Source organism: Pigmentiphaga aceris, assembly GCF_008119665.1.
Lineage (GTDB): Bacteria > Pseudomonadota > Gammaproteobacteria > Burkholderiales > Burkholderiaceae_B > Pigmentiphaga > Pigmentiphaga aceris.
Genome location: NZ_CP043046.1, coordinates 33,006 through 53,116 on the forward strand (window position 1 = coordinate 33,006; position 20,111 = coordinate 53,116).

The window sequence follows — 20,111 nt, forward strand, 5'->3', positions numbered from 1 at the left end:
CGCCATGTTTGCCCCGTTCAATACCCGGATTGTCGACTGGAACGGCCAACGCGTCTGGTTGATCGGGGCATCCACCGGCATTGGTGCCGCGCTGGCGCAAGCGCTGTTGGCGCGGGGTGCGCGGGTTGCCATGTCGGCGCGCAGCCAGGCCGGACTTGAGCAGACCGCGCGGGGCAACGTGCATGCGATGGTCATGCCTTTCGATGCCACCAATCCGCAGGAATGGTCGTCCACGCATGACAGCATCTGCAATGCGTGGGATGGTCTGGACCTGGTGATCTTCTGCGCGGCTTCGTACCAACCCATGCACGCCTGGGAGCTGAAAGCCGACGAGGTGCGCGCCAGCCTGGAAACCAATATCGGCAACGTGTGCTACGGCCTGGAAGCCGTCTTGCCGAAGATGATGGCCAAGGCACAAGGCGGGCTGGCGATCGTGGCCAGTGTGGCCGGTTATGTGGGCTTGCCCGGCGCGACGCTGTATGGGCCGACCAAGGCGGCGCTGATCAATCTGGCCGAACTGCTGTACAGCGACCTCAAGCCGAAAGGCCTGGATGTCTACCTGATCAATCCGGGCTTCGTGAAGACGCGGCTGACTGCACGCAATCACTTTTCCATGCCGGCATTGCTGACGACCGATCAGGCGGCCGAAGCAATCATCAAGGGCTTTGGCAAGGGTAAGTTCGAGATCCACTTCCCGCGTCGTTTCACCAGCGTGTTGAAGGTGTTGCGCCAGTTGCCGTACCGTTGGCGCTTTGCGCTCATCCGGCGCACCCTGGGACTGTGATGAACGTGCTTGATGATCTGCTGGCCTGGTACGAAACGCTTACGCCCGACACATTGGATGCCGTGCCTCGTTTCTACGACGATCATGCGCGTTTCAAAGACCCGTTCAACGAGGTGCACGGCCATGCGGGCATACGCCGCATCTTTGCCCATATGTTCGAGACCACCGAGTCACCGCGATTCGTGATTCACGAGCGCATCGTGCAGGGTGATCAGGCCTTCGTGACCTGGACCTTCCACTTCGGGTTGCGCGGGCAGGCCTACACGGTGGTGGGCGGCTCACATCTGCGCTTCGGCGCAGATGGGCGGGTGACCGAGCACCGCGATTATTGGGATGCGGCTGAGGAGCTGTTTCAGAAGCTGCCGGTGATCGGGCCGGCGGTGAGGTGGTTGCGCGGACGTTTTGCCGTGAGTCACTGACCCACGGCAAAGCGCCCTGCCGTCAGACATTGCCGTCAAGCATTCCTTTATGGCTTTTCCGTCAAGGTCGTATCGAAGTAGACGTTCATGGCATCGCGCTCAGGCAGCGGCTTGGTGATCGCGGCAATGGCGGCGGCCCCGGCAGCGCTCGGCGGATTGGTGGTCATCGTGGGGGTGGGCGGACGCAGCGCCACGACCAGTGACCAGGCTTCGTCCATGTACAGCTTGGTGTCCAGCAACACACGCTCGATGCCGACACCGCTGGCTGCACCGGCTACCGCCTGCGCACTGGCCAGTTCCTGAATCCAGGCGTTCTTGTCGCGTTGGTAGACGGCCGTGACCTCAAGCACTTCCTTGACCAGATCCAGCACGGCGCTGCGGTTGGCTTTCAAAAATGCCGGGTTGGCAGCCAGTCCGTTGTTGATGCCGCCATAGGCGTTGTCGGCAATGTCGGTGCGCGGGTAGTAGGCGTAGCCCTCGGCTACTGCAGTGGCACCCTGGGGTTCCGGCATGGATGCGCACTGCACCGCGCCTTCGCGCAGCGCCTGCAAGGCTGGTGTGCCCTTGGTGGGGAACTTCACTCGTTCGAAGTCGGTGAGCTGCAAGGCGTGCTGAACCAGTGCATCGTCCAGAAATACTTCCGGCAGCCCTGCCACCACACCGATGCGCTTGCCCTTGATGTCAGGCCAGGCATCGATCAGCACCTCGTTACGACAGACCAGGCCGACTGCGCCGCGCGACAGGCCGGCCACGTAGGTGAACTTTGGTGCACCGCCGCGAGCCACTGCACCCGCCAACACTTCATAGCCCAGCGAGGCAAGCTGGATGTCACCACGACCAAGCGCAGCTTCAGCATCTGCGTAACGCGGGTAGCGGACCAGTTCGACCTTGTGGCGGTCCTTCAGCCGGTCTTGCATGGTCAGCAAGGCCACGTCCTGCAACTGAGCCAAGTAGCCCACCTTGATGGTGAGCGGCTTTGCTGCAGTTGCAGCAATCGGCGCTGCGGTCGTTGCAGCAGTCGGTTTGGCAGGGGTGGCGTGAGCGGTGGTCAGCGCACCAGCCGCGATGATCAGGGCGGCAAGCCGCGCGCGGCGGTGGTATCGGTGGGTCGTGGCTGGCATCGAGAGTCAGGCCCAGGTGAGCGAATTAGGTGACACGAATCCAACGATCTTACGCGGAGTGCCCGACCCGATGTCTAGCGATTTATCGGTCCACCCACGGCGTCTGTGGCCTCGGGGGCCATCCGTAGCTGCGCGCGCAACGCTTTTGCTTCATCTGCCAGGGCCCGCGTGAAGCTGGCGGCCAGCGGATTCGACGGGCGATGCTCGGGCTGTACCAGGGCGACATCGAAGGGAATTGCAATCGACAGCCGGCGCACGACGACCCGACCGACGAAGGTCAGTGCGGTAAGCGGGTTGACGATGGACACCCCGACCCCTTGGGCGACCAAGCTGCACACAGCCGCAGACGTAGGCGCTTCCAGCTGGGTGCGACGCGTGACGCCGGCTTCATCGAAAGCGGCATCGAGCTGACGACGGACCTGGTCGTCTGCGGGCAGGCTGACAAAACACTCATCCGCAAAATCGGCCAGCGTGATGCGGCGCTTGCGCGCCAGACGGTGGCCCGGCGGCAGCACGCACACTTCGTCGGCGCGCAACAACGAGGTCTGGCGCGTGCCTGCGGGAGCCTCGCCGCCTTCGGTCAGACCAAGGTCGTAGCGCTGGGCCGTCAGCCACGATTCCAGGAACGGCGATTCCTGCGACGCAATGCTGATAGATGCGGCGGGATGCATGGCCATGAAACGTCGGCATGCGCCCGGCAGCAAGGTCTGCGTGAATACCGGCAGGGAAAGAATGAACAGGCTGCCACCTTGCGCTGCACCAAGCATGGCTGCGGTCGCGGCGATGCGTTCCAGTCCTACGTACGAGCGCTGCACTTCGTCGAACATGGTCAGCGCCGCCATGGTGGCGCGCAGCCGGCCACGCACACGGTCGAACAAAGCAAAACCCAGCTCGTCTTCCAACAAGGCCAGTTCACGGCTGACGGTGGGTTGCGAGCTGCGCAACAGGTCTGCCGCGCGAGTGACGCTAAGCGTGGTCATCAGCGCGCGGAAAACGTCCACCTGTCGTTGATTGATCATGAAAATCCTGTAGTGAAAAACCATATCGAAAATGAATCGATATGCAAAAAATGAATATTTTACGAGATGTCGATGGCCTTGCATGATGCCTGCCACCTAGGTCTTCCAATCAGCACTTCCAACCCGGAGCCTCATCATGCAAATCACCGACGACTTGTTTACCGCCATTGCCCACGAACATGGCACACCCGTGTGGGTCTACGACGCGCAGAAGATCCGCGCCCGCATTGCCCTGCTGCAGGACTTCGACCTCATCCGCTATGCGCAGAAAGCCAATGCCAATATCCACCTGCTGCGCCTGATGCGCGAGGCGGGCGTGCGGGTCGATGCGGTGTCGCATGGCGAACTGGTGCGCAGTCTGGCGGCCGAGTTCACGCCACAGGAAGTGGTGTTCACCGCCGACCTGATCGACGACCAGACCCGCGCGCTGGTCATGCACCATGGCATCGCCGTCAACTGCGGTTCCGTCGACATGATCGATGCCTTGGGTGCCCATGCGCCTGGCCACGCCGTCTGGCTGCGCATCAATCCCGGGTTTGGCCACGGTCACAGCCCGAAGACCAATACCGGTGGTGTGCACAGCAAGCACGGGGTCTGGATCGATGATGTGCCGCAGGCCCTGGCGGCCATCCGCCGTCATGGCTTGCGCCTGGTTGGCCTGCACATGCACATCGGTTCCGGCACGGACTACGCGCACCTGGCGCAAGTGTGCGACGCGATGGTAGCTGCAATTGTCCGGTTCGGTATCGATGTGGACGCCATCTCGGCAGGCGGCGGCTTGCCCGATGACGATGATGCGGCGCAGATCGGGCGCTACTTCGCCTTGTGGGACGCAGCGCGGCAACGCATTGCCGCCCGACTTGGCCACGCGGTCACGCTGGAAGTCGAGCCGGGGCGATTTCTGGTGGCGTCGTCGGGGGTGTTGCTGACCCAGGTGCATGTGGTCAAGGACACGCCGGCGCACCGCTTTGTGCTGGTCGATGCCGGTTTCAACGACCTGGTGCGGCCCGCGTTCTACGGCAGCCGGCATCCGATATCGGTGGTATCGGCAGACACCGGACAGCGTGCGCCGCGCGATGTGGTCGTCGCAGGGCCCTTGTGCGAGGCTGGCGACGTATTCACGCAATCTCGCGAAGGTGTGCTTGCGCCCTGCTCGCTGCCCGATCCGCGTGTGGGTGACCTGCTGGTGCTGCATGAAGCGGGTGCCTACGGCGCATCGATGTCCTCCACGTACAACAGTCGCCCGCTTGCCCCGGAAGTGCTGGTGGATGGCACTGGCCACCAGTGCATCCGGCATCGTCAGCGCATCGATGCCTTGATCGCACTGGAAATTCCCGTGCCCACGCTGCACTGCAACACCGCCCCGCGATGACCGCCGCGTCATCCGATCAAGGTGGCGTGAGCGAGCGACAGCGTATTTTTGCGGCACGAGGGAGATAACTTTCTGCGTCGCCGGGTCGTGCCCGGTAAAATGACCAGTCTTTTCCTTTGTGCGCATTCTCATGGCTGAACTGAGCTCCGCCGATACCGGTGGTCGCCCGGTCGATTCGGAAGTCGCCCGACAGGCGTCGGTGTGGTTTGCAATGTTCCTGAACGGCTCGGATACCGATGCCGACCGCGCGGCGTGGCGTCAGTGGCGCGCCGCCGACCCGGAACACGAGCGTGCGTGGCAGCACGTCGAATCGGTCAATCTGAGCCTCAGCAAGGCACCGCAGCGCCGCAATTACAACCCGTGGGTGAATATGCGCCGTGCGCGGCAGCGTCGGGTACGTGCGCTTGCGCTGGTGGTGGTGCTGTGTGGCGCGGGTGTGTTCGCGGCACAGCAACCGCAGGTGCGCGGCTGGGTCGAATGGTTGGTGGCGCAAAGCCGCTGATCGCGACGAGTCCGCACACACACGAACTGGCACACACGAACTGCCAAACACGAGATACGCAACAACAGACGGTTCGGCTTTCGGAGAAGCGGTAATGATCGCAGGTGGTACGCGCGACAGGCACGGCAACGGCAGCATCAACGGAAATCTGGGTCGGGTAGGCGTGGTGGGGGCTGGCATCGTCGGCTTGTGCACGGCCTACTATCTTCGTCGCGCAGGATGCGAGGTCGTGGTGATCGACCGCGAAGCGCCAGGGTCGCAATGTTCGTCCGGCAATGCCGGTGCCTTGTCATCACGGTCCGTGGCGCCGCTGGCCATGCCGGGCATCGTCGGCACCGCCATCAAGATGATGCTCGACCCGACCGGCCCCTTGTACCTGCCGCCCACCTACGCCTTGAAGGCATTGCCTTGGCTGCTGCGCTTCATTGCCGCGTCAAAAGCCCCGCGTGTGGCCACCATTGCGCAAGCCCTGAGCGGCTTGCTGGCCGACTCGATTCCGCTGCACCGTGAACTTGCCCGTGATATCGGTTGCCCCCAGCGCATCGGCAACACGGGCCAATTGCACCTGTACCCCAATGAGGCCGCACTGGCGAAGGACGCAGGCAGCTGGGCGCTGAAGCTGCAGTATGGCGAGACCGTCGAGCGTCTCGACCGGGCAGGCATCCAGGCGATGGAACCGGCGATCGACGATCGATATGGCGTGGGGCTGTTCCTGCCGGACTCTGCATGGGTATCGCAGCCTTTGCGCTACGCAACGGCACTGGCCGACAAGCTGCGCGAAATGGGCGTGGAAATCATCCAGGACGACGTGCGTGGCCTGACCCCGGGCAGCGATGGCTGGACCATTGCCACCGGGCGTGAATCGCATCATGTCGATGAAGTGGTGGTGGCAGCCGGTGCGTGGTCGGCGCAGTTGCTGGGCACGCTGGGTGTGAAGGTGCCGCTGGAGACGCAGCGGGGATATCACCTGAGCATTCCGAACCCCGGCATGTCGGTGTCGCGCACCGTGGTGCTGGCTGATCGCAAGGTGTTCATCACGCCGATGGAAGATGGCTTGCGCGTGGCGGGCACGGTGGAATATGGCGGTTTCAAGCGTGCGCCGAGTGCTCCGCGTGCTGCCCTGCTGGGCGACCATGCAAAAGCCGGTCTGAAAGGCCTGGACTTGTCGCAGGGCGCAAGTACCTGGATGGGCCACCGCCCTTGCCTGCCGGATTCCATGCCGGTGATCGGCGAGGTGCCGACCCATCCCGGTTTGTGGACGGCTTTCGGACATGGTCACCTGGGTCTGACCGGGTCTGCACCCACTGGCAAGCTGCTGGCGGATGTGATGACGGGTGCCGCATCGGCCGATCGGCTGGCCCCGTTTTCTGTGACGCGTTTCTAGTCCATTTTCTAGTCAATTCAAGCCGTCTTGAATGCAAAACGGGGCGTTGATGACGCCCCGTTTCGCATGGTCACAGCAGGTAGCTGCAACCGTGTTCATCTCACTTATTCGTGCGCACGTTTATTCATGCACATGCATCTTCGACTGGTGCTTGGTGTCGCGCATGGTCGAATACACCAGCAGCGACAGGAAGATCACGCCGGCCAGGTAGTAGAAGAACCACTGCTCGTGACCTGCCTGCTTGAACCACAGCGCAATCGCCGGTGCGGTGCCCCCGAAGATCGATACCGTCACTGCATAAGGCACGGCGATGCCGGTGGCGCGGATCGAGGTCGGGAAGAGTTCAGCCTTCACCACCGCGTTGATCGAGGTGTAGCAGGCCGTGAAGATCCACGCTGCCGAGATCAGCAGGAAGGCGACCCACGGTGACTTGGTGTTGGTCATGGCCGTCAGGATTGGCACTGTGAAAATGCTGCCCGCCACGCCAAAGAAGATCAGCAAGGGCTTGCGGCCAATGCGGTCCGACAGCGCGCCATACACCGGCTGCAGGATCGACGCGAAGATCAGTGAGCCGGCAATCACGAAGGTCGTGGTAGTGGCCGACAAGCCCACGGTCTGCCGCACGAAGGTCTGCATGTAGGTCGTGAAGGTGTAGAAGGCGGCGGTACCGCCCGCAGTCAGGCCGACGACCAGCGCGATTTCACGCGGATAGTTCATCAGCAGGCGGATCGAGCTGGTCTTGGGCTTGGTCTTCTTCAATTCCAGGAAGGACTCGGTCTCGTGCATGTCGCGACGCATCAACGCGGCGGTAATCGCCAGCATCGCACCGATCACGAAGGGAATGCGCCAGCCCCAGTCCAGAATCTGTTCATGGGTCAGGAACACGTTCTGCAACAGCAGCAGCACCAGAATCGCAGACAGCTGGCCGCCGATCAGCGTGACGTACTGGAAGCTGGAATAGAAGCCACGATGCTTGGGGTCGGCCACTTCGGTCAGATAGGTAGCGCTGGCTCCGTATTCACCACCCAGACTCAGACCTTCGATGATGCGGGCCAGTGCCAGCAGCGCGGGAGCGGCAAAGCCGATGGTGTCATAGGTGGGCGTGAGCGCGATGATCAGCGAGCCCACGCACATCATGACCACCGACACCGTCAGCGATAAACGCCTGCCGTATCGGTCGGCCAAATGGCCGAACAGCCAGCCGCCCAGCGGGCGCACCAGGAAACCGGCGGCGAACAAAGTGGCGGCATTGAGCTGCTGTACGACAGGGTCGTGGGACGGGAAAAATGCGGGCGCGAAATACAGCGCAAAAGCCGTGTAGGCGTAAAAGTCGTACCACTCGACCAGATTGCCGATGGAACCGATGAAGATCGCCTTGATCCGACGTTTTGCGTCGGCCGGGTCGATGTGAGAGTCACTTGTCGCTGCACTCATGATCGCTTCACTCGTGGATGGGGTAATCCCGATTTTCCGCGCCCTCTCCTTTCACTAAGCTGTACGGCCGCGCAAAAAAATGGCACGCCTCTCAGGAGACGTGCCTTTTCTTTTTGGCCGATCAGCGTGCCTTCAGGGTGGCATCAGCGCTGTTTCCGTCCACCCCTTGCGTCCCCGACTGCGATCAGACCGCGACCGGCCTGCGACCGCTTGTCTGGCTGGTGGCGGACGGCCTGGGGGCAGATGCGCGTGCGTAGCGGCCGATATCCAGGCCCTCGGTTGAAATCTCGGGCTTTGCACCCGTGATCAAGTCCGACAGCAACTTGCCCGAGCCTGCCGCCATGGTCCAGCCCAGCGTGCCGTGGCCGGTGTTCAGGAACAGGTTGTCGTAACGCGTGCCGCCCACAATCGGCGTGCTGTCGGGGGTCATCGGGCGCAGGCCGGTCCAGAAGCTGGCTTGTGGCACGTCGCCCGCTCCGGGGAACAGGCTGTTGACGACCAGCTCCAGCGTTTCGCGGCGGCGCGGGTTCAGGCTCAGGTCGAAACCGCTGAGTTCAGCCATGCCGCCCACGCGAATGCGGTTCTCGAAGCGCGTGACCGCCACCTTGTAGGTCTCGTCCAGAATGGTCGATACGGGGCCTTTGGCGGCGTCCACCAGCGGTACCGTCAGCGAGTAACCCTTCACCGGGTAGACCGGCAGATCCAGGCCCAGGGGTTCAAGCATCTGGCGCGAATAGCTGCCGAATGCCAGCACGTAGCGGTCGGCCTTCAACACCTCGTTGCCCACACGCACGCCGACGATCTTGCCGCCTTCGGTCAACAGCTGCTGCACGTTCTGGCCGAAGCGGAAATCCACGCCCATGCTTTTCGCCAGTTCGACCAGGCGCGTGGTGAACATATTGCAGTCACCGGTTTCGTCATTGGGCAGACGCAGGCCACCAGCCAGGGTGTGCTTCACGTTTTCCAGCGCGGGTTCGGCCGTGCGCAGCTGGTCACGGCCCAGCAGTTCGTAGGGCACGCCGCACTCTTTCAGCACGTCGATGTCTTTCTGCACGGCCTGCATCTGTGCGTCGCTGCGGAACAGTTGCAGCGTGCCGCCGCTGCGTTCTTCATAGGCAATACCGGTGTCGCTGCGCAGCAGGCGCAGGCAGTCGCGGCTGTACTCGGCGATGCGGGTCATGCGTTCTTTGTTGACTGCGTAACGCTCAGACGAGCAGTTGCGCAGCATGGCCGCCATCCATCGCAACTGGAACGTCGTGCCGTCCGGGCGGATGGTCAGCGGCGCATGGCGCTGGAACATCCACTTCAATGCCTTCAAGGGAATGCCGGGTGCGGCCCAGGGCGTGGAATAGCCGGGCGAGACCTGGCCAGCATTGGCGAAGCTGGTCTCCAGCGCAGGGCCGGGCTGGCGCTCCAGCACCGTCACCTGAGCGCCAGACTTGGCGAGGTAATACGCGGTCGTACTGCCGATAACGCCGCTACCCAGAACGATGACGTGCATGGAGGTTTCCTCTGTCTCGATATTGATTTATGTGCTTTGAAGTAGTCTATTGAGGATGTGGGAGTGGATTCCGCTAAACAATGGCCCGGTCGCAGGGAAAATCGCTGAAACCTGTGGCGTATCCGCAGCAAGGAAAGTGAAATGCGCGAGCTCGATCGAATCGACCGAAAAATCCTCGATATTCTTCAGCGCGAAGGCCGAATTTCGATCACTGATTTAGCCGATCGGATCAGCTTGTCCGCCACGCCCTGCGCCGAGCGCGTGCGGCGCCTGGAGCGCGAAGGCGTGATCACCGGCTACCACGCGCGGGTCGATCCGGCTGCGCTGGGCATGAACCTGCTGGTGTTCCTGGAGATCAAACTGTCGGCCAAGTCTGGCGACGTGTTCGAGAAGGTCAAAAGTGAACTTCAGCACGTGCCGCAGGTGATGGAATGCCACCTGGTGTCGGGGGACTTCGACTATCTGGTGAAGGCCAGATTGCCCGCCATGAGCGAGTACCGGCAGTTGCTGGGGCAGATTCTGAAGAAACTGCCAGCGTCTGCCGAGTCGCGCAGTTATGTGGTGATGGAAGAGATCAAGGAAACGCTGTTTTTGCCGACGGGGGCGTTCTAGCAGACTGGGGGGAACGCGTGCCCCATCAGTCTTCCGCGCTCGCATTCCAGAACGCCTGCAAGACCCCAGTCTCGGCTTCCAGCAGCGTCATTACGTGGTCAAGCTCCTCGGCCTCCACCGCGCTTGCGTACAAGGTGGCGGCAATCTCGGCATCGGTCGGGCCGAAGGCATGTTGTGCCATGTCGCGCACCGGGTAGGTGGCGGCTTCCAGCAGTTCCGTCATCTTTTCGCGTACTTCTGCCTGCACCACACGCCGGCAGATCACATACACGGTGTACACGGCTTCCGCCGATTGCTCGTTGACGGGTTGACGGTTGATCCGGTTGACCACCGGCCGCAGTAGTGTGTTGGCGGCCAGCACAAAGCCGGTGGCAATCGTGGCTTCACCGATCATCGATGCCCCGGCGCAGGCACCCACGGCGGCCGATCCCCACAGGGTGGCGGCGGTGTTCAGGCCGCTGATATTGGCCCCCTCTTTCATGATCGCCCCGGCACCCAGAAAGCCGATGCCCGACACGACATAGGCCATCACGTGCACCGCACCTTCGTGGCCGGTCAGCCGTCCGGCAATGTGCACGAACACTGCTGCGCCGACCGCCACCAGGGTGTTGGTGCGCAGGCCGGCAGTACGCTGCCGCACCTGGCGCTCGAAGCCAATCACGCTGCCCAGGATGAAGGCTGCGCCCAGGCTGGTCAGGGTGTCCAGCAGGGGGCGCAGCGCATTGGTGTCGATTGCGTCGAACATGATTCCGTCCACGTTTGTCGTGGCCGGTTGAACGGGTCAAGCCGGCCTGTCATGTCAGCTGGCTGATGTTCCTCACTGCCAGCCGTATTTCCGAATGTAGATGCGCTTCATGACCGTCGTAAGTGTGGCGTAGCCCAGCAGAATGCCCAGCAGCCAGGGGAAGTACGACAGTGGCAGTGCCTGCAGCTTGAAGTAGTCGGCCAGCGGTCCCATCGGCAGGAAGATCCCGATCGCCATGATGATCACCGTCATCAGCAGCATCGGCGTGGCGGCGATGCTTTGCAGGAACGGAATCTTCGGCGTGCGGATCATGTGCACGATCAGCGTCTGGGTCAGCAAGCCCACCACGAACCAGCCAGACTGGAACAAGGTCTGATCGGCTTCAGTGCGGGCGTCGAACACGTACCACATCAGCACAAAGGTGGTGATGTCGAACACCGAACTCAGCGGGCCGAAGAACACCATGAAACGGCCGATGTCAGCGGGGTTCCACTTCAGCGGTTCGCGCACCAGTTCCGGGTCGACGTTGTCGAAGGGAATGCCGATCTGCGACACGTCATACAGCAGGTTCTGCACCAGCAATTGCAGTGGCAGCATCGGCAGGAAGGGCAGGAAGGCACTGGCCACCAGCACCGAGAACACGTTGCCGAAGTTGGAACTTGCCGTCATGCGGATGTACTTCAGCATGTTGCTGAAAGTTTTGCGTCCTTCCAGCACGCCCTCTTCCAGCACCATCAGGCTCTTTTCCAGCAAGATGATGTCGGCCGCTTCCTTGGCGATGTCCACCGCCGTGTCGACAGAGATACCGATGTCTGCCGCACGCAGTGCCGGGGCGTCGTTGATGCCATCACCCATGAAGCCAACCACGTGTCCGTTGGCACGCAGCGCACGCACAATGCGCTCTTTGTCCAGCGGCGTGAGCTTGGCAAACACCGTGCTGCGTTCCACCACGATGGCCAGTTCCGCATCGTTCATGCGTTCCACTTGCGGACCCAGCACCACACCGTTCACCGTCAGGCCCACTTCGCGGCAGATCTTGGCGGTCACCAGCTCGTTGTCGCCGGTCAGCACCTTCACGGTTACACCGTGTTCGGCCAGTGCTTTCAAAGCCGGTGCGGTCGATTCCTTTGGGGGATCCAGGAAGGCTATATAGCCCACCAGCGTCAGCTCGGTTTCGTCGGCAATCGCGTAGACCATCTTGCGCGGCGGCACTTCTTTCATCGCCACCGCCACCACACGCAAGCCTTCTTCGTTCAGGTCACGTGTGACCCGATATACGCGGGCCAGCATGTCGGCATCCAGCGGCACAGCAACACCTTTGTCCAGCACGTGGGTGCAGGCAGCCAGGATTTCCTCGACAGCACCTTTGCAGATCAGTTCGTGGTGGTCATCGCGTTCCGACACCACCACCGACATGCGACGGCGGTCGAAGTCAAAGGGGATTTCATCGACCTTCTTGTAGTGCTCGGCCAGACGCAGTTCGGTCTGCAGTTCGACGTGGTCAAGCACCGCGCGATCCAGCAGGTTCTTCAGGCCGGTCTGGTAGTGGCTGTTCAGGTAGGCAAACTTCAACACCTCGTTCGAATCGTTGCCGAATACGTCGGTATGGCGTTCCAGGAAGATGCGATCCTGCGTCAGCGTGCCGGTCTTGTCGGTGCACAACACGTCCATCGCACCGAAGTTCTGAATAGCGTCCAGACGTTTGACCACCACCTTCTTGCGCGACAGCAGTACAGCCCCTTTGGCCAAGGTAGAGGTCACGATCATCGGCAGCATTTCGGGCGTCAGACCCACGGCCACCGACAGCGCGAACAGGAAGGCATCGGTCCAGTCGCCCTTGGTGATGCCGTTGATCAGGAAGACCAGTGGTGCCATCACCAGTGCAAAGCGAATCAGCAGCCAGCTGACGCTGTTCACGCCTGCCTGGAAGGCGGTGGGCGTGCGGTCTTGCGCCGTTGCCCGGGTGGCGATGGTGCCGAAGTAAGTGCGGTTGCCGGTGTTCAACACCACGGCCGTGGCCGAGCCGGACACCACGTTGGTGCCCATGAACAGCAGGTTGCTGGCGTCCAGCACACTGCTGAAACTGCGATGGCCATCGGCGTCCTTTTCCACCGGCAGCGATTCACCGGTCATGGCGGCCTGGCTGACAAACAAGTCCTTGGCGCTCATCACGCGGCAGTCGGCGGGAATCATGTCACCGGCCGACAGCACCAGCACTTCGCCCGGCACCAGGCGTTGGATCGGCACTTCGATGCGCGTGGCCGGCACACAGCCCAGCTGAGCGGCTTCATCGGCCTCGGGGCAACGAATGACGGTGGCGGTGTTGCTCACCATGGCCTTCAGGCGTTCGGCGGCGCGGTTCGAGCGCCCTTCCTGTACAAAGCGGATCAGCGTCGACAAGCCCACCATGGTGCCGATCACCAGCGTGGCCTTCACGTCTTCGGTCAGGTAAGACACGATGGCGAGCACGGTCAGCAGCAGGTTGAACGGGTTCTTGTAGCAATGCCACAGGTGCAGCCACTGTGGCAGTGGCTTTTCGTGTTCGACCTCGTTCGGGCCCATGCGTGCCAGGGCGTCTGCGGCTTCCGATTCGCTCAGACCACCGGGATGGCCGCGCAGCTTGGCGAGCGTGTCGCCCAGGTCCTCGCGGGCGCTGCGCAGCAAAGCGTGGGCAAGCTCGTCGGGCACCGCACGCAGGGTGACCTGTCCGTTGACCGCAGCAGGAACCACCGTGCGACGGAAATGGCGGGATGCGCGCCGGGTGCGCAGGAATGTGCCGAACAGGGTTTTGAAGAGATTCATGATGGCGTCCTCGGTGTCCGGGCAACGCTCCCCATCGGCGTGATCCAGACTTGCATCGAAGCTTATCGAGGGGTGTCTTAAGATCGTCCCAAGGCCGCCTGAATCTTTCTTCAGAAACCGCGCAGGCGCACGGTCGCCGGATAAGATGATCCTGGTCACCCCCAAGGAGCTGGGCCATGAGAATCCTCATCGTCGAGGACGACCGCAAGGCGGCGCGCCTGTTGTCGAGAGGCTTGCAGGAAGAAGGGTTTGTCGTTGATATGGCGCACACCGTCGAGGAAGGCGATGAACTCGCCAGGGTGACGGACTACGACCTGATCGTGCTCGATCGCATGTTGCATGACCGCGACGGCATGGAGCTGTGTCGCGACCTGCGTGCCAGTGGCATTCAAACACCGGTGTTGATGCTGACCGCCCGCGATGCGCTGGCCGATCGGGTGGCGGGCCTGAACCACGGTGCCGACGACTACCTGACCAAGCCGTATGCGTTCGAGGAGTTGCTGGCGCGTGCGCGCGCCTTGTTGCGACGCTCGGAAATCACCCGGCCCGTGGTGATGGCGGTGGCAGATCTGAGCCTGGACCCGGTCACCCACCGCGTGACGCGCGCGGGTCGGACGCTTGATCTGACCCCCAAGGAATACGCAATTCTTGAAATATTGCTGCGCCAGGCAGGCGAGGTGGTCAGCCGTGCGCGGCTGGGCGAACGGGTGTGGGATGTCGATCAGATCGGCCTGGACAACCTGATCGACGTGCACATCAGCAACCTGCGCCGCAAGGTCGACGTCACGGGCCTGCAGCCGCTGATTCATACCGTGCGCGGACGCGGCTTCCAACTGAAAGAGGCCGGGCATGAACGCGCTTAGTTTCCGTGCGCGCCTGACCTTCATTCACCTGATGCTGATCACGGTGATTCTGGTGCTGACCGCATTGGCGGGGCACTGGGGACTGTCACGCGCCATTCACCAGCAGCTCGATTCGGCGCTGGTGGCATTGGCCGAAACCGAGATCGGCTCGTTGCCCACCGACCCGGATGCACCGGTGATCGTGCACGACCCCGCCAATGGCCCGATCGCCGAACCGGCGCTGGACCGGCTCGACAGGCTGGTGCAAGTCATCGACATGCGGGGGGCGGTGCTGGCGCGCAGTGCCAACCTGGGTCCGTCGAGTCTGCCGGTGTCGCCATCCATGTTGGCCGAACTTGCGACAGGCGAAACGGCTTTCGAGACCTTGCTGGACTTCGGCGGCGAGCCTGCGCGCATGGTTGCCGTGCCAGCACCAGGCGGCAAGCGCGCGGTGCTGGTGGCGGGGTCGCTGGACGATGTGAAGGCGGTGATGCAGGCAGCCGGGCTGTTGTTCGCCGCCATGGCCGTGGCGTTGTTGACGGCAGTGGGTATCGCCGGACATTGGCTGACACGGGGTGCCTTCCGCACCATCGATCAGGTGGTCTTGCAGGTGCGCGACATCGGTGACACCAACCTGGGCGAACGCCTGCCGCACCCGGGGACCCGAGACGAAATCGGCCGACTGGTCGACACCTTGAACGACATGCTGGCGCGCCTGGAAACCGGGTTCGATGCACAGCGTCGATTCACCGCCGACGCCTCGCACGAACTGCGCTCGCCGCTGTCCCGGCTGCGTGCCGAGATCGACATCACGCTGCGTTATCCACGCGAACGCGAGGAATATCTGGAGGTCTTGCGATCCTGCCTGGAAGAAGCCGAGCGGCTGACGCAGCTGACCGATGAATTGTTGTTGCTGGCGCGTGCAGATGCTGCCCAGGAACGGGTGCCGACAGCACCGGTGGCGATTGCTTCCGTGGTGGACGAGGCCGTGCGCTTGCTGACGCCAGTGGCCGACGAACGCCAGATTGCCTTCGCGGTCGAGGCTTCGCCGTATGCGGTCGTGCGCATGGCACCGGGGCAGGCGTCGCTGGTGTTGAACAACTTGCTGGGCAATGCGTTGAAGTTCTCGCCACCCCAAAGCGTGGTGACCATCCGGGCGGTGGTCGATAGCGGTGAAGTTTTGCTGAGCGTATCGGACATGGGGCCTGGCATTGCGCCGGAAGACCTGACCCGCATCTTCGACCGCTTTTATCGCGGGGCGTCGACGCGCGGTGCCGATGTGACTGGCGTGGGTCTTGGCCTGGCGCTGGCACAATCGATCGTGCATGCGCACGGCGGTCGCATCGTGGCCAGCAACCTGGCGGATGGTGGGGCGCTGTTCTCGGTCAGGTTGCCGCTGGCGGTATAAGGCCGCCGAAAGACGGCCGTGGGTCGATCAGCGTTGCTCGAACCGGTCGAAGCGCCGATCCACATACTGGACTTCGCTGGTCAGGTCCGTCACGCGTGCGCCGGGCGGTCCCTGACGCAACCATTCGAGCATGGCATCGACCTGATCGGGCGTGCCCTGTACGGTGGCTTCGACCGAGCCATCGTCGTTGTTGCGCACCCAGCCGCGCGCGCCAATCAAATGCGCACGGCGCACGGTGGACAGGCGATAACCCACGCCCTGCACCTTGCCGGTGACCCTGACAAACACGGTTTCCAGGGAAGTCGAGGGGGAGGAATGGCGCATGCTGCTGTCCGGAATGTAAAGCGGGAGACGAACGATTCTATCGTCCGGTCCGCTGTGACAAAAACCGCGCCCGGAATGCATCGCGTTTCGTCGCAACTAAAGGAGGTGCCAATAGCCTTGCTGGTTATACAAAATTTTGTATAATTTCAATTTTCATGAAACTTATCACTTTCCACGGCACGTCCAAAGCAGATCTACGCAGCTTTCCCTCAGCTGCCATGCGTGAAGCCGGGTTTCAGCTCGAATCGATTCAGCGAGGTGAAGAGCCTGCAGACTGGAAGCCAATGCCATCTATTGGTATGGGCGTCAGGGAGATTCGTATCAAGGACGATACGGGCGCGTACCGCGTGATCTACGTGGCCAAATTTTCTGATGCGGTCCACGTTCTTCACTGTTTTAAGAAGAAGACGCAGAAGACGTCCAAAGCAGATATCGATCTGGCCAAAGATCGGCTATCGCACCTTGTCAAAGGACTAAGAAAATGAGCAGCCAGACCTTCGCCAGTGTGTGGGATGCCCTTGAGGAAACGCCACAAGCTGCTGAAAACATGAGGGTTCGCGCTTCCATGATGCGGGCGTTGACTGCTCACATCAACCGCACTGGCATGAGCCAGGCGGTAGCCGCCAAGTTGTTCGACGTAACCCAGCCGCGTATCTCCGATCTGAAACGCGGCAAGATCGATCTGTTCAGCATCGATGCATTGGTGAACATGGCGGCGGCCGCCGGTCTCCATATTCAAGTCACCATTCCTGAACTCGAAACTGCCTGATGTGACACCTGCGCTTATCCACAGCGCAGGAACATCGAGTTATCAACAAGTGACTTAGGCGGCCTGCCGCTCTTCCACCGTGTGCAATTGCGGTGGTACCGCTTAGCGCAGCATCGACGACATGGCCGACAGGCAGTTGATCATGCGAATCGCCACTTCCATCGATTCCGCATCGAACTCCACCTCGTCACCGCCCGTGCGCACCAGCGTGGGCCACTGACAGAACAGATCGGCCAGGCCGGTGGTCTGCGTCTGGATGCCCACACGCAAGGGGCCGGCAACCGTATACGGCTTCGCTTCAGACAGACGTCCCAGCGCGGCCTTCACGCCTGCACGGATGGCGTCGCAGCTTTGCGTGGGCGACAGCGAAATGCCGCTGCACAGACCGGTGGCAATCTTGGTCTGCACGAATTCTGCATGCGGGAACAAGGGGCGCGTCTCGTCGATGAACACGTCGTCGCCGCTCATCATCACGACCGGTGCGCCGTACTCGCCTGCCACGGCCCCGTACAAGCCAGCTTCGCTGGTTTCCACGCCATTGATGCGAATGCGTGCGAACGCAAAGCTGTTGGTGGTGTGGGCCAGAATGCCGCGCGTCTGCGCCTTGGCGTGGTAACCCACAAAGCACACCGCATCCACACCCAGCTCCACGCCGGACGCCATGCCCAGGTAACGCGGCTTGCCCTGCACCACTTGTGCACGCGGGTCGAGCAGATCGGGCGGCATGTTGCGGAAACCGCCGTGCGAATCGTTCACCAGCACGCCGGTCGCACCCGCATCGAAGGCACCTGCGACGGCTGCACTGGCTTCACGCGCCATCATCACGCGGGCACGCTCGTACTCGCCGTTGCCATTGCGAACCTGTTCGTGGTGGTAGACGCCAGCCACGCCTTCGATATCAGTGGAGATCAGAACTTTCATGGAGTTTGCATCCTGAATTGACGGGCGAATGCCGCCCAGTCGGGAATGAGGTCGGTCAGCGCAGTGCGTGCGTGGCCGTCACGGCCCTGCACATTTTCCGCAGACCACAAGGCGTTCAGAATTGCCTGCTCGGTGCTGTCGGCGGCGGCCTGGAACAGCACATCGAGCTGGCTTTCGTGCAGCAGCGCAATCGCAGGCATCGGGCGGGCGGGCAGATGCGGGATCGTATAGGCCGTGGAAAACGCCAGCGCAATGTCGCCGCTGCCGTGGCCGTACACCGATCCGGTTCGTGCCAGACCAGCACCTGCGCGCAATGCCAGGCGACGCAGTTGCCGGCTGTCCAGCGGCGCATCGGTGGCCAGCAGCATGATGATCGAGCCCTTCTCCGGCCCGGCCTCGTGCGCCTTCAACTGCGCAGCAATCGTCGGCCCGATATGCAGACCGGCGACAGTCAGGTTCTCCAGCTTGCCGAAGTTGGCCAGCACCAGCGCGCCCACGGTATAGGTCGTGGTCGAGGCCAGCTCGTCCGCCGATCCCAGCCGTGTGCCGTCTTCCTTGTCGACTGCGCTGCGCACCGTCGCCAGCCGGGACGCCGTGCCGATACCGCCCTTCAACTGGAAGCTCGACATGCCGCGCCCTGCCCCGACCGCACCTTGTGCGACGTCAATGCCAGCTGCGTCATGCGCAATCAGATAGTCGGACTCGGTCACGGCCAGGCGCTGGATGTCATTCAGAAAACCGTCATTGCACTCGAACACCAACGGATTGACCGTGGGCAGGCCACGACCGGTGTCGGGTTCCTGAGCGATGCAATGGCGGATCTGTGCGGTGGCGAGGGTGCCGACCGAGAAGGTATTGGTGAGCGCGATCGGAGTGTCCAGCACCCCGAGTTCCTCGACCTGGATCAGGCCGATGCTCTTGCCGAATCCGTTGATCACGGCGGCGGCCGCCGGCACCTTGTCGGTGAAGGGATTGCCGCCGTGCGGACGAACCACGGTCACGCCGGTCTGCACCGGCCCGCTCGCCCGCGTCATGTGGCCGACGGTGACGCCGGCCACATCCGAGATTGCATCGCGAGGACCGCTGGGCAGTGCCCCGATCTGCGGCACCACCTGTTGCAAGGACACGCCACCCATGGTCGTATCCCCTGTCTTGCTCGCCATGCTGCTCACCTGCCTGCGGACGATTACTGCGGTTGTGGCTACTTGCTTTGTTGCGACTTTGCAGTCGCTACTTACTTGCGGTCGATCTTCGGGTCCAGCGCATCGCGCAGACCATCACCCAGCAGGTTGAACGCCAGCACGGTGAAGAAGATCGCCAGGCTCGGGAACAAGGCCACGTGCGGTGCGTTCAGCATGTCGGCACGGGCTTCGTTCAGCATCGCACCCCACTCCGGAGTGGGCGGCTGTGCACCCATGCCCAGGAAGGACAGCGACGCAGCGGTGATGATCGAGGTGCCCACGCGCATCGAGAAGTACACGATGATCGACGAAATCGTGCCCGGCAGAATGTGGCGCACGATGATCGTCCAGTCGGACGCGCCAATGCTGCGGGTCGCCTCGATGTAGGTCAGGTTCTTCAGCACCAGCGTGTTGCCACGAACCAGGCGCGCAAACGCCGGCACGCTGAACACCGACACGGCCACCACGACGTTGGTCATGCTGCTGCCCAGCACGGCCACCACGCCCAGCGCCAGCAAGATGCCGGGGAACGCGAACAGCACGTCCGAGATACGCATCACGATGCGATCCCACCAGCCTTCGTAGTAACCCGCCAGCAGGCCCAGGGCCGTGCCGATCAGGCCACCGATCAGCACCGACAGGAAGCCCGCCGTCAGCGAGATCCGTGCGCCCATCAGAATGCGGCTGAAGATGTCGCGGCCAAGCGGGTCAACGCCAAACCAGTGTTGCACCGACGGGCCCGTGTTGAGCATGTCGTAGTCGAAGAAGTTCTCGGCGTCGTAGGGGGTGATCCACGGCGCAAGAATCGCGGCAACGATCAGCAAGACAACGAAGAAGCCAGCGGCAAGCCCCACGTGTTGCTTGCGGAAGCGGCGCCAGAACTCCGAGAACGGAGTGCGTACCTTGCCTTGCACGGTGGCAGTGGGCACGGCGGGAGCGGGAGTAGCCGGGACGGCAGGACGATTCATGGC

At 62.4% G+C, this 20,111-nt stretch carries 20 protein-coding genes; 10 read left to right on the forward strand and 10 right to left on the reverse strand.

Going from position 1 to position 20,111, the window contains the following annotated elements; genetic code table 11:
• Window positions 1-4 precede the first annotated feature (4 nt).
• Window positions 5-784 (forward strand): SDR family NAD(P)-dependent oxidoreductase, encoded by a 780-nt coding sequence (locus FXN63_RS00170; protein ID WP_148811712.1) that lies wholly within the window; start codon window positions 5-7, stop codon window positions 782-784.
• Window positions 784-1,203, forward strand: a complete 420-nt coding sequence (locus FXN63_RS00175) for a nuclear transport factor 2 family protein (RefSeq protein WP_148811714.1) — start codon at window positions 784-786, stop codon at window positions 1,201-1,203. Before FXN63_RS00170 ends, FXN63_RS00175 begins: the two co-directional genes overlap by 1 nt.
• A gap of 47 nt (window positions 1,204-1,250) precedes the next feature.
• Here the strand turns inward: FXN63_RS00175 and FXN63_RS00180 are convergent, their stop codons facing one another.
• Both FXN63_RS00180 and FXN63_RS00185 read right to left on the reverse strand, forming a co-directional pair.
• The gene (locus tag FXN63_RS00180; RefSeq protein ID WP_148811716.1) at window positions 1,251-2,324 is read right to left on the reverse strand and encodes an ABC transporter substrate-binding protein; all 1,074 of its coding nucleotides are present in this window, start codon (window positions 2,322-2,324) and stop codon (window positions 1,251-1,253) included.
• 74 nt (window positions 2,325-2,398) lie between these two features.
• A complete protein-coding gene (locus tag FXN63_RS00185; protein WP_148811718.1) occupies window positions 2,399-3,343 on the reverse strand; it encodes a LysR family transcriptional regulator in 945 nt (314 codons plus the stop codon).
• A gap of 136 nt (window positions 3,344-3,479) precedes the next feature.
• Between FXN63_RS00185 and lysA the strand changes: the two genes are divergently transcribed.
• The 3 genes from lysA (at window position 3,480) to FXN63_RS00200 (ending at window position 6,601) form a co-directional block, all read left to right on the forward strand.
• On the forward strand, window positions 3,480-4,715 hold the full coding sequence (gene lysA, locus FXN63_RS00190; RefSeq protein WP_148811720.1) for a diaminopimelate decarboxylase: 1,236 nt from the start codon (window positions 3,480-3,482) through the stop codon (window positions 4,713-4,715).
• Window positions 4,716-4,845: 130 nt separating this feature from the next.
• Window positions 4,846-5,217 carry a FecR/PupR family sigma factor regulator gene (locus FXN63_RS00195; RefSeq protein WP_148811722.1) on the forward strand — a complete coding sequence of 124 codons (372 nt, stop codon included), beginning with the start codon at window positions 4,846-4,848 and terminating at the stop codon, window positions 5,215-5,217.
• A 94-nt stretch (window positions 5,218-5,311) separates the two neighbouring features.
• Window positions 5,312-6,601 (forward strand): NAD(P)/FAD-dependent oxidoreductase, encoded by a 1,290-nt coding sequence (locus FXN63_RS00200; protein ID WP_148811724.1) that lies wholly within the window; start codon window positions 5,312-5,314, stop codon window positions 6,599-6,601.
• Window positions 6,602-6,721: 120 nt separating this feature from the next.
• On the opposite strand, the gene FXN63_RS00205 is transcribed toward FXN63_RS00200, so the two are convergent.
• Both FXN63_RS00205 and FXN63_RS00210 read right to left on the reverse strand, forming a co-directional pair.
• Window positions 6,722-8,035, reverse strand: a complete 1,314-nt coding sequence (locus FXN63_RS00205; RefSeq protein ID WP_148811726.1) for an MFS transporter — start codon at window positions 8,033-8,035, stop codon at window positions 6,722-6,724.
• A gap of 184 nt (window positions 8,036-8,219) precedes the next feature.
• Entirely contained in the window at window positions 8,220-9,536 is a 1,317-nt protein-coding gene (locus tag FXN63_RS00210; protein WP_148811728.1) for a D-amino acid dehydrogenase, read from the reverse strand.
• Window positions 9,537-9,677: 141 nt separating this feature from the next.
• Here FXN63_RS00210 and FXN63_RS00215 point away from each other — a divergent pair, with 141 nt between their 5' ends.
• Window positions 9,678-10,148, forward strand: coding sequence for a winged helix-turn-helix transcriptional regulator (locus tag FXN63_RS00215; protein ID WP_148811730.1), 471 nt, complete (start codon window positions 9,678-9,680; stop codon window positions 10,146-10,148).
• 25 nt (window positions 10,149-10,173) lie between these two features.
• On the opposite strand, the gene FXN63_RS00220 is transcribed toward FXN63_RS00215, so the two are convergent.
• Window positions 10,174-10,893: an MgtC/SapB family protein gene (locus FXN63_RS00220; protein WP_148811732.1), complete on the reverse strand. Its 720-nt coding sequence runs from the start codon at window positions 10,891-10,893 to the stop codon at window positions 10,174-10,176.
• Between the two features lie 72 nt (window positions 10,894-10,965).
• Window positions 10,966-13,695, reverse strand: a complete 2,730-nt coding sequence (mgtA, locus tag FXN63_RS00225; RefSeq protein ID WP_148811734.1) for a magnesium-translocating P-type ATPase — start codon at window positions 13,693-13,695, stop codon at window positions 10,966-10,968.
• A gap of 176 nt (window positions 13,696-13,871) precedes the next feature.
• Between mgtA and FXN63_RS00230 the strand changes: the two genes are divergently transcribed.
• Window positions 13,872-14,558, forward strand: coding sequence for a response regulator transcription factor (locus FXN63_RS00230; RefSeq protein WP_148811736.1), 687 nt, complete (start codon window positions 13,872-13,874; stop codon window positions 14,556-14,558).
• Window positions 14,545-15,945: a HAMP domain-containing sensor histidine kinase gene (locus tag FXN63_RS00235; protein WP_148811738.1), complete on the forward strand. Its 1,401-nt coding sequence runs from the start codon at window positions 14,545-14,547 to the stop codon at window positions 15,943-15,945. Before FXN63_RS00230 ends, FXN63_RS00235 begins: the two co-directional genes overlap by 14 nt.
• A gap of 27 nt (window positions 15,946-15,972) precedes the next feature.
• On the opposite strand, the gene FXN63_RS00240 is transcribed toward FXN63_RS00235, so the two are convergent.
• Window positions 15,973-16,269, reverse strand: a complete 297-nt coding sequence (locus tag FXN63_RS00240; RefSeq protein ID WP_148811740.1) for an acylphosphatase — start codon at window positions 16,267-16,269, stop codon at window positions 15,973-15,975.
• Between the two features lie 155 nt (window positions 16,270-16,424).
• On the opposite strand from FXN63_RS00240, the gene FXN63_RS00245 reads away from it, so the two are divergent.
• Together FXN63_RS00245 and FXN63_RS00250 are read left to right on the forward strand one after the other, a co-directional pair.
• Window positions 16,425-16,754, forward strand: coding sequence for a type II toxin-antitoxin system RelE/ParE family toxin (locus tag FXN63_RS00245; protein ID WP_148811742.1), 330 nt, complete (start codon window positions 16,425-16,427; stop codon window positions 16,752-16,754).
• On the forward strand, window positions 16,751-17,038 hold the full coding sequence (locus tag FXN63_RS00250; protein WP_148811744.1) for a helix-turn-helix domain-containing protein: 288 nt from the start codon (window positions 16,751-16,753) through the stop codon (window positions 17,036-17,038). The genes FXN63_RS00245 and FXN63_RS00250 overlap by 4 nt, the downstream gene beginning before the upstream one ends.
• A 102-nt stretch (window positions 17,039-17,140) precedes the next feature.
• Here the strand turns inward: FXN63_RS00250 and FXN63_RS00255 are convergent, their stop codons facing one another.
• The 3 genes from FXN63_RS00255 to gsiD all read right to left on the reverse strand — a co-directional run bounded on the left by FXN63_RS00255 (window position 17,141) and on the right by gsiD (window position 20,108).
• Window positions 17,141-17,959, reverse strand: coding sequence for a M55 family metallopeptidase (locus FXN63_RS00255; protein WP_148811746.1), 819 nt, complete (start codon window positions 17,957-17,959; stop codon window positions 17,141-17,143).
• Window positions 17,956-19,122 (reverse strand): DmpA family aminopeptidase, encoded by a 1,167-nt coding sequence (locus tag FXN63_RS00260; RefSeq protein ID WP_246164985.1) that lies wholly within the window; start codon window positions 19,120-19,122, stop codon window positions 17,956-17,958. Before FXN63_RS00260 ends, FXN63_RS00255 begins: the two co-directional genes overlap by 4 nt.
• A gap of 71 nt (window positions 19,123-19,193) precedes the next feature.
• Complete coding sequence (gsiD, locus tag FXN63_RS00265; RefSeq protein WP_148811748.1) at window positions 19,194-20,108, reverse strand: glutathione ABC transporter permease GsiD; 915 nt, start codon at window positions 20,106-20,108, stop codon at window positions 19,194-19,196.
• Window positions 20,109-20,111 lie beyond the last annotated feature (3 nt).

Excerpts from the sequence above, each read along its gene's own strand:
- FXN63_RS00170 (WP_148811712.1), top strand. The coding sequence starts at position 5 with ATGTTTGCCCCGTTCAATACCCGGATTGTCGACTGGAACGGCCAACGC.
- FXN63_RS00175 (WP_148811714.1), top strand. The coding sequence starts at position 784 with ATGAACGTGCTTGATGATCTGCTGGCCTGGTACGAAACGCTTACGCCC.
- FXN63_RS00180 (WP_148811716.1), bottom strand. The coding sequence starts at position 2,324 with ATGCCAGCCACGACCCACCGATACCACCGCCGCGCGCGGCTTGCCGCC.
- FXN63_RS00185 (WP_148811718.1), bottom strand. The coding sequence starts at position 3,343 with ATGATCAATCAACGACAGGTGGACGTTTTCCGCGCGCTGATGACCACG.
- lysA (WP_148811720.1), top strand. The coding sequence starts at position 3,480 with ATGCAAATCACCGACGACTTGTTTACCGCCATTGCCCACGAACATGGC.
- FXN63_RS00195 (WP_148811722.1), top strand. The coding sequence starts at position 4,846 with ATGGCTGAACTGAGCTCCGCCGATACCGGTGGTCGCCCGGTCGATTCG.
- FXN63_RS00200 (WP_148811724.1), top strand. The coding sequence starts at position 5,312 with ATGATCGCAGGTGGTACGCGCGACAGGCACGGCAACGGCAGCATCAAC.
- FXN63_RS00205 (WP_148811726.1), bottom strand. The coding sequence starts at position 8,035 with ATGAGTGCAGCGACAAGTGACTCTCACATCGACCCGGCCGACGCAAAA.
- FXN63_RS00210 (WP_148811728.1), bottom strand. The coding sequence starts at position 9,536 with ATGCACGTCATCGTTCTGGGTAGCGGCGTTATCGGCAGTACGACCGCG.
- FXN63_RS00215 (WP_148811730.1), top strand. The coding sequence starts at position 9,678 with ATGCGCGAGCTCGATCGAATCGACCGAAAAATCCTCGATATTCTTCAG.
- FXN63_RS00220 (WP_148811732.1), bottom strand. The coding sequence starts at position 10,893 with ATGTTCGACGCAATCGACACCAATGCGCTGCGCCCCCTGCTGGACACC.
- mgtA (WP_148811734.1), bottom strand. The coding sequence starts at position 13,695 with ATGAATCTCTTCAAAACCCTGTTCGGCACATTCCTGCGCACCCGGCGC.
- FXN63_RS00230 (WP_148811736.1), top strand. The coding sequence starts at position 13,872 with ATGAGAATCCTCATCGTCGAGGACGACCGCAAGGCGGCGCGCCTGTTG.
- FXN63_RS00235 (WP_148811738.1), top strand. The coding sequence starts at position 14,545 with ATGAACGCGCTTAGTTTCCGTGCGCGCCTGACCTTCATTCACCTGATG.
- FXN63_RS00240 (WP_148811740.1), bottom strand. The coding sequence starts at position 16,269 with ATGCGCCATTCCTCCCCCTCGACTTCCCTGGAAACCGTGTTTGTCAGG.
- FXN63_RS00245 (WP_148811742.1), top strand. The coding sequence starts at position 16,425 with ATGAAACTTATCACTTTCCACGGCACGTCCAAAGCAGATCTACGCAGC.
- FXN63_RS00250 (WP_148811744.1), top strand. The coding sequence starts at position 16,751 with ATGAGCAGCCAGACCTTCGCCAGTGTGTGGGATGCCCTTGAGGAAACG.
- FXN63_RS00255 (WP_148811746.1), bottom strand. The coding sequence starts at position 17,959 with ATGAAAGTTCTGATCTCCACTGATATCGAAGGCGTGGCTGGCGTCTAC.
- FXN63_RS00260 (WP_246164985.1), bottom strand. The coding sequence starts at position 19,122 with ATGGCGAGCAAGACAGGGGATACGACCATGGGTGGCGTGTCCTTGCAA.
- gsiD (WP_148811748.1), bottom strand. The coding sequence starts at position 20,108 with ATGAATCGTCCTGCCGTCCCGGCTACTCCCGCTCCCGCCGTGCCCACT.